Consider the following 13950-nt stretch of genomic DNA (forward strand, 5'->3'; position numbering starts at 1 on the left):
TCCCTTCAAGACGGCAGCCGCATCACAGATGCGGCGCTTTCATCCATGTCCTTGGCCGATTTCATCAAATTGGCCTGGACTTCGTAGCTGCGCTGATTCTCGATCATATCGACCAGCGCTTGCGTCATGTTGACGTTGGACCCCTCGAGCGCACCGGTCTCGAGCTTGGCGTCAAGGTCGCTCGGCAGCACGCCGCCACCCTTGACGTGCAGCAAATTGTCGGTGCCCTTCACCGTCTCCGACCCCTTCGGGCTGGCGAGCTTCAGCGTGTCGATCACTTGCGGGTTGCGGGCGTCGCCGCCCAGCGGGACGATCGACAGCTTGCCGTCCTCGGAGATCGAAATGCTCTGCGCGGGCGGGACGGTGATCGGGCCCCCCGACCCGATCACCGGGAACCCGTCGCCGGTCTGCAGCACGCCCGAAGGCGCGACCTGCAAATCGCCGCGGCGGGTATAGGCTTCGCTCCCGTCGGTCGCTTGCACCGCGAGCCAGCTTTCGCCGGTGATCGCGATGTCGAGCGACCGCCCGGTCTGCTGGATCGCGCCGGGCTTGCGATCGGCGTCGACCACTTCGGCCGAGGCCGGGGTGCGGGTGTCGAAATCGGAGCCTTGCAGCGACAGCCGGTCGAACACGACGCGATCGGCGCGAAAGCCGGTCGTGGACGCGTTCGCCATATTGTTGGCGATCGCCGCCTGCGACGCGAGATGCGCCTTGAGGCCCGAGGCCGCCGTATAGACCAGCTTGTCCATGCTATGCTCCGATTAGGCTCCTGTCAGGCGCGCAGGTTGACGATCGTCTGCGTGATCTGGTTGCTGGTATCGAGCGCCTTGGAGTTCGCCTGGAAATTGCGCTGCGCCGCGATCAGGGCGACCAGTTCCTCGGTGATGTCGACGTTCGATCCTTCGAGCGTGCCCGAAAGCAGCGAGCCGAAGCCGTTTTCCTTCGCCGAGCCAAGCGTCGCCTGGCCGGACACACCGCTGGCCGACCAATAGCTGTCGCCATCCTGGCGCAGGCCGGCGGGGTTGGAGAAGTTGGCGAGCGCAACCTTGCCGAGCGCATTGGTATCGCCATTGGAATAGGTCGCGGTGACCATGCCCTCGGAATTGACGGTAACGCCGGACAGATCGCCGACCGACGAACCGTCGGAGCTGCGCGCATTGACCGAGAAAGCGGTGGAATTCTGGGTCGATCCGGAGAGATCGAACTTCAGCGTTTGCGAAACGCCGCCCGTGGTCGGCGTGAAAGCATCATAGGACACCGGCGTGGTCGGCGCGGTGATCTTGCCGCTTGCGTCGAAGGTGACCGGGGTGCCGGTCGTCGAGCCGCCAACACTGAGTTCCTTGTCGCCGACAAAGCTGTGGACGGTCCACGCGTCGGTGCCGGTGTGGACATAGTAATTGGTCAACGTGCTCGCTTTGCCCGACGAGTCATAGATCGTCGACGTCGTCGAACTGTTGTAGCTGGACGCGTTGGCCGGATCGAAGGTGGTCGTCGGGACCGAGGCGGCCGCGTAGAGGTTGACCTTCAGCGCGACATTGCCGGTCGGTGCCGGGGTTCCGCTCGTTTGCGGCAGGTTGATCGGCACCAGGCCATCGGCACCACTCGCCGTCACGTTACCCTTGGCATCGACGGGATAGCCGAGCAGCGTTGACCCTTGCGCGTCGACGATGTTGTGCGTGGTCGGATCGATCTGGAAGGCACCGTTGCGGGTATAAGCGGTGCTGGTGTTGAGGCCGCTGGTCTTCACCGCGAAGAAGCCGTCACCAGCGACGGTGAGATCGAGCGCGGCACCCGTGGTCTTGAGATTGCCTTCGGTGAACTGCTGCTTGTTGGCCTTCACCACCACGCCCGATCCGACGATCTTGGTCGGATCCGTCGAGATGCTCGATGCGATCACGTCGGCGAAATCGGTGCGGCTCTTCTTGAAGCCGTTGGTCGAAACGTTGGCGAGGTTGTGCGAAACGGCCGAGAGTTCGGTCTGGGCCGCCTGCAGGCCGCTGAGCGAGGTGTAGAAAGACATTGCGGTGCTCCTTGGACGAGGGGGATGAGGGGATCAGCCGACTTGACGGACGGCGGTGATGGGGACTTGCCCGACGCCGGGCACGGTGAGGACAGGGGTGCCTGAGCTGGGCATTGAGACCGCCGCGACGGGGGCCCAGACGAGGTTGCGACTGGTAACGCTGGTGCCGTTCGCGGCGGCGGCGACCGACACGGTGAACGGGCCGGTGCCGGCGTCGGCACCGCTCGCGGTCTTGCCATCCCAGTCATACGACACGGTGCCGGCCTTTTGCGCGCCGAGCGACAGCGTCTTGAGCGTCTGGCCATTGGCATCCCGGATCGAGACGGTCACGTCGGTCGCATCGGCATCGAGCTCGGCCGCGCCGGCCAGGCCGCCCGAAGTGCGGCCATAAGCGGTCGATCCTTCGGTCAGCACGGTCTTCCCGACATAGGACAGCGCGTCGCTGGAAGAGGTCGAGCCGAGCTTGTCCTGAATGGCCTTCAGCGTCGTGTTGATGTCGCTGATGCCCGACGTGCTGGTGATCTGCGCGAGCTGGGCGACCATCTGGTTGTTGTCGACGGGCGCGAAGGGGTCCTGATTCTGGAGTTGCGCGGTCATCAGCTTGAGAAAGTCCGACGTGCCGAGCGATTGCGAGCTCTTGGCCACCGCCGAACTGGTCGTGTTGGCGGTGGTGGAGTTTATGCCGAGGCTGTTCAGCGTGGAATCGAAGGTCGAAGCCATGGTTTAACGTCCCATCTTGAGGGTATCGAGGATCAGCGATTTCGCGGTCTGCATGACCTCGACATTGTTTTGGTAGCTGCGCGCGGTCTCCATCATGTCGACCAGCTCGCGCGTTTCATCGACCGCCGATTCCCACACATTGCCGTCTTTGTCGGCGAGCGGATGCGACGGATCGTAGCGTTTGTTTGGGGTTTCGCCGGCCTGGACGATGCTTTCGACATTGACGGTGGCGAGCCCGGTCGCCTTGTCGAACTGGGTGCGGAACACCGGCTTGATCGTGCGATAGGCGGTGTCGGCACTGGTCGCGACGGACCCGGCATTGGCGAGGTTCGACGCGGTCGTGTTCATCCGCACGAGCTGCGCCGACATGGCGCGCCCGGCGACCTGGAAAATGGTGAGCGGCTGATCGGCCATGCTTATTCGCCTTTCAACGCGCGGGTGATTTGCCCGATGCGCCCGTTGAGGAAGGACAGCGTCGTCTGATAGGCGACGGCGTTTTCGGCAAAGGCGGTCTGTTCGGTCGACAGCTCGACGGTATTGCCATCGAGCGACGGCTGCGACGGCACGCGATATTGCAACGCGCCCTTGATGCTGACGTCGCCGCCGGTGTTCGTCGCATTTTCCACAGCTGCAAGCGCGGCGTGGAAATCCACGTCCTGCGCTTTGAAGCCCGGCGTGGAGGCATTCGCGATGTTCGAGGCGAGCACACCCATGCGCTGCGAGCGCACTTCGAGTGCGGCACCATGAACTCCGAAAAGGCCTTCGCTGGGCATTGCCCGTCTCCTGCGCCGGATTGCGCAACGGGGTATCAGCAAAGGCCGTGCCAAATGCACTGGAGCGGCAGAAAAGGGCCTGCGGCACCCGTGACCGGCAAGGGTTTGCCGCCCGGCGGCAACGCGATTGCCGGTTTTGCCTCCGGTGCGGGCGGGGACGGCGTGGACGGTTGGCATCGCTCGGCGTGTCGTCGATCCGGGTCAATCTGGCCCGCGCCTTGCAGTGTCGAGGCGGATGATAGCCTTGCTCGCCCCGTTCCTTGATCCCATCGCCTTCGCGATCGTTGGCGGCGGCACGCTTGCCGCGATGATCCTGCGCACCCCCGCGCGCGATCTGGCGAACGGCTTTGCGGCTTTGCTGACCCTGGGGCGGCGGCATTTCGTTGCGGATGCGCTGCTCGACCAGATCGCCGCTTTCGGCCGGATCGCCCGGCGGCACGGCGTCATGGCGCTGGATCGTTCGGTCATTGCCGATACCGATGTCGCCGCCGCAGTTGCGATGATCGTCGATGGTGGCACGTCGGAGGAGGTGGCGGATCTGCTCCGCCAGCGCCGCCGCGCGCGCAGCGAACGAGCCGTGGCGGCAGCCGAGCTGTGGGCCGGGGCGGCCGACACGGCCCCTGCGATGGGGATGATCGGCACCTTGATCGGCCTGGTCGGCATGTTCGTCAAAATGCGCGATCCGAGCGCGATCGGAGCGGCGATGGCGGTTGCGTTGCTCGCCACGCTCTATGGCGCGGTGCTCGCCAATCTGGTCTTTGCGCCGATTGCGGCACGCTTGCGCCGCCACGCGCGGGATGAGGCGGTGGAACGTTTGCGGCTCGACGCCCCGTTAATTGCGCTCGCAGCGCGCGAGGCCCCGCGCGCGCGGATGGCGGAGGTGGCCTGATGTCGCTCGCCCTTGACGATGATCTTCCCGACCTCACGCCCTCACGACCGATCTGGTTGATGACACTCGCCGATCTCGCGCTGCTGCTGGTCGGATTTTTCGTATTGTTGCAGGCAAGCCAGCAGATTGACCGTGCAGCGCTCGCGCGCGGGCTGCGCGCGGGCTTTGGCGTGCGGGATGTGGTTGCTCCGTCGTCCGTCCCGACGCCCGAGCCGATGGCGGTGTCGGCGGGCGCGATACGTGGTTTTGCGCCGGGCTCGGCAGTGCTGCCGACGGCCCCTGACGCGTTGATCGGCTGGGCCCGCGAAGCGACCCGCGACCGCCGGATGCTGTTTCGCGTTGCCGGGGCGGTCGATGGCTCGCCTGCCGATGTTGACCCGGTCACTGGCAGCGGTGCCGTGCTCGCTGCCGACCGCGCGCGGGCGGTGGCAAGCGCGCTGCTGCTGGCGCACGCGGTTCCCGCCAACCGTATCACCATTGTCGCTGCCGCCCGCCCGGGGCAGCGCAGCGTCACCGTTTCCACCGGCTATGCGGGAGGGCGGCAATGATGTGCCGCCCGGCAACCGCGCTTTGCCGCCTTTGCAGAGGATAATGCGATGTTGCGTCGTCTCCCCCTAATCTTGATCGCGGTGACCACTCCGGCGGCTGCGGCACCAACCTTCCAGGATACCGCGACGCTCGATCGTGCGGTCGCCGCCTTTGCCGGCAAGGCGATCGGCGATGAAGGGGGCGCGCGTACCCCGGTCGACAGCCGCCTGAAGCTGGCGGCCTGCCCGATGGTTTCGATGGCGTGGCGGTCGGAGACGCATGACGCGGTGGTGGTCACGTGCACTGGGCCGCAATGGCGGTTGTTCGTGCCAATCCGCACCCCGGCCGTGGTGCCCAAGGGGGCGGCTCCGCTGGTCATCACGCCATCGGAAGCGACCCCGCTGCGGCCGGTCTACGTTATCAAGCGCGGCGACCCGGTGACGATCAGCGCCGGATCGCCGGGCTTTTCGATCACCCGGGAAGGGATTGCCGCGGGCGATGCGGTCGCGGGGGGACGGTTTCTGGTCAAGGTCGACAGCGCGCGCGCGCCGGTGCAGGCGGTCGCGATCGCCAGTGGCCGCGCGACACTGCCCGGTTGGACCGAATGAGTCAGCACGGTATCTGCCGATGGATAGAATAATTTCTTAAGGTCCGTCGCGATCGGTCGTTCTTCCATCATGTCAGCGGAAACCGCAAAGGTGCAGGCAATGGTGGAACCGATCGGAGCAAAGGCTGTCACGACACAAGACCGTCTGGTCGTGCCGGTGGCAGCATCTGCGCAAACGGCAAAGGCGGCAGCGCAGCCGAGCGAGGCCGCGGCCAAGCAATTGGAACTGTCGGCGCTCGCTTTCGACTTCGGCAAGCAGGCCCCGGTCGAAAGCAAGCGGGTCGAGCAGGTGCGCCAGGCCGTACGCGACGGCAGCTATCCGCTTTTCCCCGAAACCATTGCCGATCGGATGCTCGCCCTGAAACTCTATTGGAGCCCGAAAAAATGAACCTTCCCGGTTCCTCGCGGCGGGATGCGCTGATCCGCGTCATCGAATCGCTCCACGCAGAGATCGCCGCGCTCAAGACCAATGACGTGCTCGCGCTCGAGGCGGCAACGCAGGAAAAGCTCGTCGCAATCGAAGCGGTTGCGGCGTTCGGCACGGGGCCTGCCAGCCCGGAATTGCGGGCCCTTGCCGATGAAGCGCATCGCCTGAACGAGACCTGCCGCATCTATGTCAACCTGATGGCGGCAAATGTTCGCCGCCGCCTGCAAACCTTGACCGGGTCTGCCGGTGTGGCGGTCGGCTCCGCCCCGGGGACGGTGTATCGCCCGGGCATGGGGATTGCGGCTTACGCCTGACCCGAGCGTGGCTTACGTCTAATTAAGGATAACTGGCACGGCTCTTGCTGATGTTCGTCTGACTATTCGCTCGAATAGCCAGGACGCAGCCGGGGACCGATGCCTTTCAATCCACTCTCCCTTTTGAACGGTGCCGCCAGCGAGGTGAAAAGCCTCGGCGGCGGGGCGATTCGTACGGCGATCGCCAATGCCAGCCAGTCGACCGGCATCGATTTCAACTATCTGCTGGGCCAGGCCAAGCTGGAAAGCGGCCTGCGCGCCGATGCCAAAGCGGGCACATCGAGCGCGACCGGCCTGTATCAATTCGTCGACCAAAGCTGGCTGCGCGTGGTCAAGGCGCACGGGGCCGAACATGGGCTTGGCTGGGCGGCCGATGCGATCAGCGTCACGTCGACCGGCCGCGCGACGGTTGCCGATCCCGCGACGCGCCGCGCGATCCTGGCGCTGCGCAACGATCCCGCCACGGCGTCGATGATGGCGGCCGAACATGCCAGCGATAACAAGAATGCGCTGGAAAGCGCGACCGGGCGGACGGCGACCGGCACGGACCTCTATATGGCCCACTTCCTGGGTCTTGGCGGCGCACGCTCGTTCCTGACCGCTTTGCAGACCTCCCCCGATAAAAGCGGCGCGTCGATATTCCCCGCCGCCGCCCATGCCAATCGCAGCGTCTTCTTTGCCGCCAATGGCGAGCCACGCTCGCTTGCCGACATTTACAGCCGCTTCTCGGCCAAGCTCGACCAGAGTGCCGCCGGGGCCAGCGCGCCGGTTGCGGCGGTGTCGGGGCTCGCGGCGACGCGGCTCGGCAGTTGGGGCGCGGATGTCATTCCCGGCAATGACGAAAGCTCGACCGCCGATGCGGCCGTGTGGGCGCAGTCGACGCTCGATCGGCTAAGCGGTGCGGCCGGCGGCAATGGCGCGCGCGTCGAAAGCGCTAGCCTGCTGCGTCCGACGCCTGCCAATGCCCGGCTGGCCTACATGATGCTCGCGCAGATGGGAGCGTAAGCGGTGGCGATTGCGTTGAAGTCGGGTGGCCTGAAATCTGGCGGCGTGTTGCCGCTGCTGCGCTCCGCCGCCTTGCCGGTGGCGATCCTGCTGCTGGTCGTGCTGATGGTGGTGCCGATCCCGTCGGCGCTGCTCGATGTGTTCTTCATCATGAACATCACGATCAGCCTGGCCGTGCTGATGGTGTCGCTCAACGCGCAGAAGCCGCTCGATTTCTCGGCCTTCCCGACGGTGTTGCTGTTCGCGACGTTGTTCCGCTTGAGCCTCAACGTCGCCTCGACGCGCGTGGTACTGGTGCACGGCCATGAGGGCGAGAGCGCCGCGGGCCATGTGATCGAGGCGTTCGGCACCTTCCTCATCGGCGGCGACTATGTCGTTGGCCTGTTCGTCTTTGCGATCCTCGTCATCATCAACATGATTGTGGTGACCAAGGGCGCGGGCCGCGTGTCCGAAGTGTCGGCACGCTTCACGCTCGACGCCTTGCCCGGCAAGCAGATGGCGATCGACGCTGATCTCAACGCCGGCCTGATCACCCCGGAAGAAGCCAAAGTGCGCCGCGTCGAAGTGGCGACCGAGGCCGATTTCTACGGCTCGATGGACGGTTCGTCCAAATTCGTGAAGGGCGACGCGGTTGCGGGCCTGCTGATCCTGGCCGCCAACATCATCGGCGGCCTGATCCTGGGGCCAGTCAGCCACGGCATGACGATCTCGGCGGCGGCGCATAATTATGTGCTGCTGGCGATCGGCGACGCGCTGGTCGCGCAGATCCCGTCGCTGATGCTGTCGATCGCGGCGGCGGCGATCGTGACGCGCGTTACCTCGAGCATGGATCTGGCGGGCCAGATCGGCAGCCAGTTCGGCTCGGCGCGGACGTGGACGCCGGTCGCGATCATCCTCGCTTTGCTCGGCCTGATGCCGGGGATGCCGCACCTCGTCATCCTGCCAGCCGCCGCGCTGGCTGGCTTTGCCGCGTGGAAGATGCGCCAGGCCGCCAACCGCCCGGCCCCTGTGGAAACCGCGCCCGCCGAGCCGGTCGACCATTCCAAGATCGGCTGGGACGAAGTCGCCGACACGATGCAGGTCAATCTCGACATCGGTTACGGCCTGGTGCCGCTGGTCGATGAACGTCGCGGTGCGCCGTTGATGGGGCGGATCACCGGGGTACGGCGGCAGCTCTCCAAGGAAATGGGTTTCGTCATCCCGCAAGTGCGCGTGCGCGACGACATCAATTTGTCGCCTTATGCCTATCGCATCATCGTCGGCGGCGTGGTCGTCGGCGAGGACAGCGTCTCGCCCGAGGAAATGTTGGCGCTCGACACGGGCCAAGCGGTCGGCGGTCTGATGGGCAAGCGCGCCAAGGACCCGACCTTCGGGCTCGACGCGGTTTGGATCGCACCGGGCGATGCCGATGCCGCGACCGGGGCGGGCTATCTCGTGGTCGATCCGGGCACCGTGATGGCGACGCATCTCAACCATCAATTGGGCGTCCATGCGGCCGAACTGCTCGGCCCCGACGAAGTGCAGGCGCTGCTCGACGGGCTGAAGGAGCGCGCCGCCAACCTCGTCGCGTCGCTGTCGCCCAACCCGCTGCCGCTGACCACGTTGACGCAAGTGCTGCGCGGGCTGCTGGCCGAGAATATCCCGCTCAAGGAATTCCGCCGCATCGCCGCCGCGATCGCGGTCGCCGCGCAAAAGACGCTCGATGCCGACGAGATCATCGAGGCGATCCGCCCCGATCTTGGCGGCTTGATCATCGGCAAACTGTGCGGCGTACGCGAGCCGCTGCGCGTGATGACGCTGGAGGGCGGGCTGGAAGGCCTGCTCGGCCAGGCAATGCGCAGCGATCCGTCGCGCCGCCACACGATCGAGCCCGATCTCGGCCGCCGCATCGTCGACGCGCTGCAACGCGCCGCGCAACCCTTTGTCGACGAGGCCAAGCCGTTCGCGCTCGTCGTCCAGCCCGCAATCCGCGTGGCGATCCGCAAACTCGTCAAAACCTGTCTGCCCGACATTCCGGTGATGAGCTTCTTCGAAGTCCCCGAGGACAAATCGGTCGAAGTCGTCGCCGTAATCGGTGCCCCTGGAGCTCTGCCCGCATGACCGCGCAGCCCGATTTCGCGACCTTCACCGAGGCGATGCCGCTGATCTATCGCCGCTCCCGCGCGCCCGATGTGTCGCTGCTGGCGAAGAAGCATCTGCCGCTGGTGCGCCGGATCGCGTGGCACGTGCATGGCAGCATGTCGTCCGCGATCGAAGTCGAGGATCTGGTGCAGATCGGGCTTGTCGCCCTGGTGGAAGCGGCCAGTGCCTTTGAGGAACGCGGGCAAGTGACGTTCGAGCAATATCTGGTCACGCGCGTGCGCGGATCGATGATCGATGCATTGCGGCGCAGCGCCACGATCACGCGCGGCGCGATGCAGCGCAAGCGCCTTTATGCCGACACGGTCGCTGCGCTGACCACAGAACTCGGCCACGCGCCGCAGGAAGCGCAGGTCGCCGCGCGGCTCGGCGTGACCCCGGACAAGCTGCGGCTGGACTATGCCAATGCGCAGCCGGTGCGCTTCGAGCCGATCGAGGATGTCTATTCGGACGAAGGGCCGTGGTTTGCGAGCGACGAGCCGGACGCCTTCGCGCAACTGTCCGAAGGCGAGGAGCGCGACACGCTGATCGCGGCGATCGCTAGTCTGCCCGAGCGCGAGATGCTGGTGGTGCAGCTTTACTATGTCGAGGAAATGAACCTTGAAGAGATCGGCCAGGTGATTGGCGTCGGCGCTGCGCGCGTGTGCCAGATCAAGGCCTCGGCGCACGCCAAGCTGAAAAAGGCGATGCTGCGGCGCTGAGCGATGCGCGTATCCTTTTCACGCGAAGCCGCGAAGGCGCGAAGAGAAGAAGGTTTGTTCGCGCAGAGGCGCGGAGGACGCAGAGAAGATGCGCCCGGTATCGATCGGGAGACCGACAAGGCGCGAATTTTCGGGCACGAGGCTGCGCCACGTCCCTCTTTCTTCTCCGCGTCCTCCGCGCCTCTGCGCGAACCAATTCTTATCTCTTCGTCGCGGCTTCGCGCCTTCGCGTGAGAAAAAGACTCGCGCTACCCCAGCAGCAGCCCCGCCAATGCCGCCGACATCAAATTCGCCAGACTCCCCGCCGCCAGCGCGCGCAGGCCGAGTTTGGCGATCATCGGGCGCTGATTGGGGGCGAGGCTGCCGGTCGAGGCCATCTGGATCGCGATCGACGAGAAATTGGCGAAGCCGCACAGCGCAAAGGTGACGACGGCGGTGGTGTGTGGCGACAGGTCCTTCATCTTGCCGAGATCGATAAAGGCGACGAATTCGTTGAGTACGATCTTCTGCCCGAACAATTGCCCGGCGATGCGCGCCTCGTGCCACGGAATGTCGAGCAGATACATGACCGGCGCGAAAATGTAGCCGAGAATCATCTGAAACGACAAGTTGGACGGAAATACTGATGCTAGAGCGTGGAATAGAGCGCCAAATATCCGACCAGTCATCCGAATAGGGTAGAGTTCGAAATAGCTCGCTAAGCCATCAAAGCCGCCGCCTATCCAATCCAAGGTGGGACCGACACCACCCAAGATACCGTTGGCGAGCGCGACCAGGCCGACGAACGCCAGCACCATCGCGCCGACCGCGACCGCGATGCGCACGCCCGTTTGGGCGCCGTTCGCCGCCGCCATGATGAGGTTGGCGGCGCGTTCCTCCTCCAGCGCCTGTTCGGCGACGTGCAGCACGGCCTCTTCGGGGTCGTCGCCCAGTGGCAATTCACCGACGGGCGTCAGCGACACGTCGGGCATGATGATCTTGGCCATCAGCAGCCCGCCCGGTGCCGACATGAACGACGCGGCGAGCAGATAGGGCAGCGCGCCCTGGCCTAGGAAGGTCGCGTAAGCGAGCAGGATCGTGCCCGCGACGCCCGACATGCCGACCGTCATCACCGCGAACAATTGCGGCGGGGTGAGGCTGGCGAGATAGGGGCGGATCACCAGCGGCGATTCGCTCTGGCCGACGAAGATGTTGGCAGCGGCGCACAAGGCCTCGACCTTGGACACGCCGATCACCTTCTCGATCGCGCCGCCGACCCAGCGGATGACGAATTGCATGATGCCGAGGTGATAGAGGATCGAGACCAAGGCCGCGAAGAAGATGATCACCGGCAGTGCCGAAAAGACGAAGGCGCTGCCGAAAGTGGGGTCGCTGGCAAGGCCGCCGAAAATGGTCATCGTGCCGGCCTTGGCATAGCCGAGCAGCGCCCAGACCCCGCGCGACATGCCCTCAATCACGTGGCGACCGATGTCGCTGCGCAGCACGATGAAGGCGATCGTCACTTGCAGCGCGAACGCCGCCCCGACGACGCGCAGCCGGATCGCGCGCTTGTTGTTCGACAGCAGGAAGGCGAGTCCCAGGATGACGAGGATGCCTATGATGCCGACCGGAAAAGTACCCACATGTCCCCCGCAGTAACGCCCAGGCCGCCGCAATCGGCGCGCACGGCGGCCCACCATACACGTGGGTTTCGTGAGCGATAGGGGTTTGCGGTGGCTCGGCTCGCGTCGCGTGCTTTGACCTGGCGGCGAAACCGGCTAGCGTCGCTGCGATGAACACCCCTGCTCCCACCGCGGTTGGCGGCATTCCGCGCTCGCTTTTCGTTTTCTCGATCCTGTACGGCGGCATGGTCTGCATGGCGGGCGTGCTCGGCGTCAAACAGGTCGCGCTGGGGCCGCTCGCGGTCGAGGCGGGGATCTTCGGCTTCCTGATCCTGGTCGTGCTGTCGAGCGCGGTGGCCGAGTTGCACGGGCAGAAGACCGCGACCGCGCTGGTGCGCTTCGGGTTCGTGCCGCTGATCGTGTCGGCGCTGCTGATTCAGCTGGTGCTGGCGCTGCCCAATGATTCGGGCATGTACCCGCCCGCCGTCGCCGCCTTTCCGATTGTCGTCGGACAGGGGCTGCGGATGATGGTTGCGGGATTCATCTCCTATGGCACATCGCAGACGCTCAACGTCTTCATCTTCGACAAGTTGAAGGGACAAGAGGGGCGCGGGCGGCTGGTGTGGTTCCGCGGGATGGTGGCGAGCGTCGTCAGCCAGATCGTCGACACCGTGCTGTTCATCTCGATCTCTTTTTATGGCGAACGCCCGATCGTCGAACTAATGGCGGGCCAGATGCTGACCAAAGTGGTGCTGTCGATCGTGCTGGTGCCGTTCCTGATCACCGGCTTCGTCGCCTTGGGGAAGCGGCTCGACCGCTGAGATTCGTGTCCTGCGCCATGCGCGCTGTTGCGCGGCTGGCGTCGGGAGGGCATGGAGCGCCGCGACTGCCCGACAGGCCCTCCCCCAACCCCTCCCGCGAGCGGGAGGGGAGCAGAAGGTTCCCGCCATGACCGATCATTCCCCCGCCCCCGAATTGCTCGCCAAGGCCGAGACGCTGGTCGAGGCGCTGCCGTATATGCAGCGTTACGCCGGTAAGACCTTTGTCGTGAAATATGGCGGCCATGCCATGGGCGACCCCGAACTGGCGCGCGATTTCGCCGAGGATGTGGTGCTGATGAAGGCGGTCGGCATCAACCCCGTGGTGGTGCATGGCGGCGGCCCGCAGATCGGCGCGATGCTCAAGCGGCTGGGGGTCGAATCGCGCTTCGTCGATGGCCTGCGCGTGACCGATGCCGAGACCGCGCACATCGCCGAAATGGTGCTGGCGGGATCGATCAACAAGGAAATCGTCGGCTGGATCGGCCAGGCGGGCGGGCGCGCGGTCGGCATTTCGGGCAAGGATGCGGGCTTCGTCACCGCTGCCAAGGTTGGACGCGATACGCCCGACACCTTGCAGGGGATCGAACGCCATGTCGATCTGGGCTTTGTCGGCGAGCCGGTCGGGGTCGACCGGCGGATCATCGATACGCTGTCGCAAGCCGGGATCATCCCGGTGGTGGCGCCGATCGCGATCGGGGCCGACGGGCACACCTATAATATCAACGCCGATACGATGGCGGGCGCGATCGCGGCGGCCTTGGGTGCCGAACGCCTGTTCATGCTGACCGATGTTGTCGGCGTGCTCGACAAGAATGGCGAACTGGTGACCGATCTCGACCCCGCGGGCGTCGCGGCACTCCGCGCCGATGGCACGATCAAGGGGGGCATGATCCCCAAGCTCGAAACCTGCGTCCATGCGGTCGAGGGCGGGGTGGACGCCGCCGTCATTCTCGACGGGCGCGTGCCGCATGCGATGCTGCTGGAAATCTTCACCCGGCGCGGGGCGGGCACGCTGGTGCGGCGCTAAGCACCGTTCGTCGCCAGGGGTGGTCGCATCGGCGCGATCGCGCTAGAATAGGCCCACCAACGTCGGAGACGCTTTTTGCATACGATCATCCAACTCTTGCAGGTCCTGATCGACGCGGTGACGCTGATCGTGCTGGTGCAAGTCATCCTGTCGCTGCTGGTGTCGTTCAACGTGATCAACACCTATAACGAGTTCATTCGGGCGATTTACACCGGGCTCAATCGCGGCACCGACCCGCTCTACCGCCCGCTGCGCCGCGTATTGCCCGATTTCGGGGCGCTCGACCTGGCGCCGTTCGCCGTGCTGCTGATCCTGCGGCTGATCAGCATCGTGCTGGTCAACCTCGATGCGCATCTGCTCCTCGGAGCCCCGCTCTAA

Annotated in this window: 17 protein-coding genes; 11 read left to right on the forward strand and 6 right to left on the reverse strand. The window is 65.4% G+C overall.

Features of this window, described 5'->3' with window-relative positions; translation table 11 throughout:
* Nucleotides 1-5 precede the first annotated feature (5 nt).
* From flgF to flgB, 5 genes are read right to left on the reverse strand one after another with little or no spacing between them, the layout of a single operon-like run.
* The gene (gene flgF / locus ACP7BL_RS00430; protein WP_137903160.1) at nt 6-749 is read right to left on the reverse strand and encodes a flagellar basal-body rod protein FlgF; all 744 of its coding nucleotides are present in this window, start codon (nt 747-749) and stop codon (nt 6-8) included.
* Between the two features lie 23 nt (nt 750-772).
* Nucleotides 773-2020: a flagellar hook protein FlgE gene (locus ACP7BL_RS00435; protein ID WP_426257329.1), complete on the reverse strand. Its 1248-nt coding sequence runs from the start codon at nt 2018-2020 to the stop codon at nt 773-775.
* Nucleotides 2021-2053: 33 nt separating this feature from the next.
* Nucleotides 2054-2740 (reverse strand): flagellar hook assembly protein FlgD, encoded by a 687-nt coding sequence (locus ACP7BL_RS00440; protein WP_209612641.1) that lies wholly within the window; start codon nt 2738-2740, stop codon nt 2054-2056.
* Between the two features lie 3 nt (nt 2741-2743).
* Nucleotides 2744-3154, reverse strand: a complete 411-nt coding sequence (flgC, locus tag ACP7BL_RS00445) for a flagellar basal body rod protein FlgC (protein WP_010405294.1) — start codon at nt 3152-3154, stop codon at nt 2744-2746.
* Between the two features lie 2 nt (nt 3155-3156).
* Entirely contained in the window at nt 3157-3513 is a 357-nt protein-coding gene (gene flgB / locus ACP7BL_RS00450) for a flagellar basal body rod protein FlgB (protein WP_341202592.1), read from the reverse strand.
* Nucleotides 3514-3748: 235 nt separating this feature from the next.
* On the opposite strand from flgB, the gene ACP7BL_RS00455 reads away from it, so the two are divergent.
* The 8 genes from ACP7BL_RS00455 to ACP7BL_RS00490 all read left to right on the forward strand — a co-directional run bounded on the left by ACP7BL_RS00455 (nt 3749) and on the right by ACP7BL_RS00490 (nt 10123).
* On the forward strand, nt 3749-4402 hold the full coding sequence (locus ACP7BL_RS00455; protein ID WP_426257330.1) for a motility protein A: 654 nt from the start codon (nt 3749-3751) through the stop codon (nt 4400-4402).
* Entirely contained in the window at nt 4402-4950 is a 549-nt protein-coding gene (locus ACP7BL_RS00460) for a flagellar motor protein MotB (RefSeq protein WP_426257331.1), read from the forward strand. Before ACP7BL_RS00455 ends, ACP7BL_RS00460 begins: the two co-directional genes overlap by 1 nt.
* Nucleotides 4951-4998: 48 nt before the next feature.
* Nucleotides 4999-5538 carry a flagella basal body P-ring formation protein FlgA gene (locus tag ACP7BL_RS00465; RefSeq protein ID WP_426257332.1) on the forward strand — a complete coding sequence of 180 codons (540 nt, stop codon included), beginning with the start codon at nt 4999-5001 and terminating at the stop codon, nt 5536-5538.
* Between the two features lie 99 nt (nt 5539-5637).
* A complete protein-coding gene (locus ACP7BL_RS00470) occupies nt 5638-5925 on the forward strand; it encodes a flagellar biosynthesis anti-sigma factor FlgM (protein WP_010405287.1) in 288 nt (95 codons plus the stop codon).
* Entirely contained in the window at nt 5922-6278 is a 357-nt protein-coding gene (locus ACP7BL_RS00475) for a flagellar protein FlgN (protein WP_341202597.1), read from the forward strand. The genes ACP7BL_RS00470 and ACP7BL_RS00475 overlap by 4 nt, the downstream gene beginning before the upstream one ends.
* Before the next feature lie 99 nt (nt 6279-6377).
* Entirely contained in the window at nt 6378-7283 is a 906-nt protein-coding gene (locus ACP7BL_RS00480; RefSeq protein WP_426257333.1) for a lytic transglycosylase domain-containing protein, read from the forward strand.
* Between the two features lie 48 nt (nt 7284-7331).
* Nucleotides 7332-9383 carry a flagellar biosynthesis protein FlhA gene (flhA, locus tag ACP7BL_RS00485; protein ID WP_426257626.1) on the forward strand — a complete coding sequence of 684 codons (2052 nt, stop codon included), beginning with the start codon at nt 7332-7334 and terminating at the stop codon, nt 9381-9383.
* Nucleotides 9380-10123, forward strand: a complete 744-nt coding sequence (locus ACP7BL_RS00490) for a sigma-70 family RNA polymerase sigma factor (protein WP_426257334.1) — start codon at nt 9380-9382, stop codon at nt 10121-10123. Before flhA ends, ACP7BL_RS00490 begins: the two co-directional genes overlap by 4 nt.
* A 248-nt stretch (nt 10124-10371) precedes the next feature.
* Here ACP7BL_RS00490 and ACP7BL_RS00495 read toward each other — a convergent pair whose 3' ends face one another.
* Nucleotides 10372-11745 (reverse strand): NupC/NupG family nucleoside CNT transporter, encoded by a 1374-nt coding sequence (locus ACP7BL_RS00495; protein ID WP_426257335.1) that lies wholly within the window; start codon nt 11743-11745, stop codon nt 10372-10374.
* Nucleotides 11746-11894: 149 nt separating this feature from the next.
* Between ACP7BL_RS00495 and ACP7BL_RS00500 the strand changes: the two genes are divergently transcribed.
* The 3 genes from ACP7BL_RS00500 (at nt 11895) to ACP7BL_RS00510 (ending at nt 13950) form a co-directional block, all read left to right on the forward strand.
* Complete coding sequence (locus tag ACP7BL_RS00500) at nt 11895-12545, forward strand: queuosine precursor transporter (RefSeq protein ID WP_033964851.1); 651 nt, start codon at nt 11895-11897, stop codon at nt 12543-12545.
* 127 nt (nt 12546-12672) lie between these two features.
* A complete protein-coding gene (argB, locus tag ACP7BL_RS00505; protein ID WP_126846731.1) occupies nt 12673-13572 on the forward strand; it encodes an acetylglutamate kinase in 900 nt (299 codons plus the stop codon).
* A gap of 75 nt (nt 13573-13647) precedes the next feature.
* Nucleotides 13648-13950: a YggT family protein gene (locus tag ACP7BL_RS00510; RefSeq protein WP_033964852.1), complete on the forward strand. Its 303-nt coding sequence runs from the start codon at nt 13648-13650 to the stop codon at nt 13948-13950.

The organism is Sphingomonas sp. DC1600-2, assembly GCF_049897605.1.
Classification (GTDB): Bacteria; Pseudomonadota; Alphaproteobacteria; order Sphingomonadales; family Sphingomonadaceae; genus Sphingomonas.

Bases quoted from the DNA above. Each gene is read 5' to 3' on its own strand.
- flgB (WP_341202592.1), bottom strand. From the start codon at position 3,513: ATGCCCAGCGAAGGCCTTTTCGGAGTTCATGGTGCCGCACTCGAAGTG.
- ACP7BL_RS00460 (WP_426257331.1), top strand. From the start codon at position 4,402: ATGTCGCTCGCCCTTGACGATGATCTTCCCGACCTCACGCCCTCACGA.
- ACP7BL_RS00435 (WP_426257329.1), bottom strand. From the start codon at position 2,020: ATGTCTTTCTACACCTCGCTCAGCGGCCTGCAGGCGGCCCAGACCGAA.
- flgC (WP_010405294.1), bottom strand. From the start codon at position 3,154: ATGGCCGATCAGCCGCTCACCATTTTCCAGGTCGCCGGGCGCGCCATG.
- ACP7BL_RS00500 (WP_033964851.1), top strand. From the start codon at position 11,895: ATGAACACCCCTGCTCCCACCGCGGTTGGCGGCATTCCGCGCTCGCTT.
- ACP7BL_RS00480 (WP_426257333.1), top strand. From the start codon at position 6,378: ATGCCTTTCAATCCACTCTCCCTTTTGAACGGTGCCGCCAGCGAGGTG.
- ACP7BL_RS00490 (WP_426257334.1), top strand. From the start codon at position 9,380: ATGACCGCGCAGCCCGATTTCGCGACCTTCACCGAGGCGATGCCGCTG.
- ACP7BL_RS00440 (WP_209612641.1), bottom strand. From the start codon at position 2,740: ATGGCTTCGACCTTCGATTCCACGCTGAACAGCCTCGGCATAAACTCC.
- ACP7BL_RS00465 (WP_426257332.1), top strand. From the start codon at position 4,999: ATGTTGCGTCGTCTCCCCCTAATCTTGATCGCGGTGACCACTCCGGCG.
- argB (WP_126846731.1), top strand. From the start codon at position 12,673: ATGACCGATCATTCCCCCGCCCCCGAATTGCTCGCCAAGGCCGAGACG.
- ACP7BL_RS00475 (WP_341202597.1), top strand. From the start codon at position 5,922: ATGAACCTTCCCGGTTCCTCGCGGCGGGATGCGCTGATCCGCGTCATC.
- ACP7BL_RS00470 (WP_010405287.1), top strand. From the start codon at position 5,638: ATGGTGGAACCGATCGGAGCAAAGGCTGTCACGACACAAGACCGTCTG.
- ACP7BL_RS00455 (WP_426257330.1), top strand. From the start codon at position 3,749: ATGATAGCCTTGCTCGCCCCGTTCCTTGATCCCATCGCCTTCGCGATC.
- flgF (WP_137903160.1), bottom strand. From the start codon at position 749: ATGGACAAGCTGGTCTATACGGCGGCCTCGGGCCTCAAGGCGCATCTC.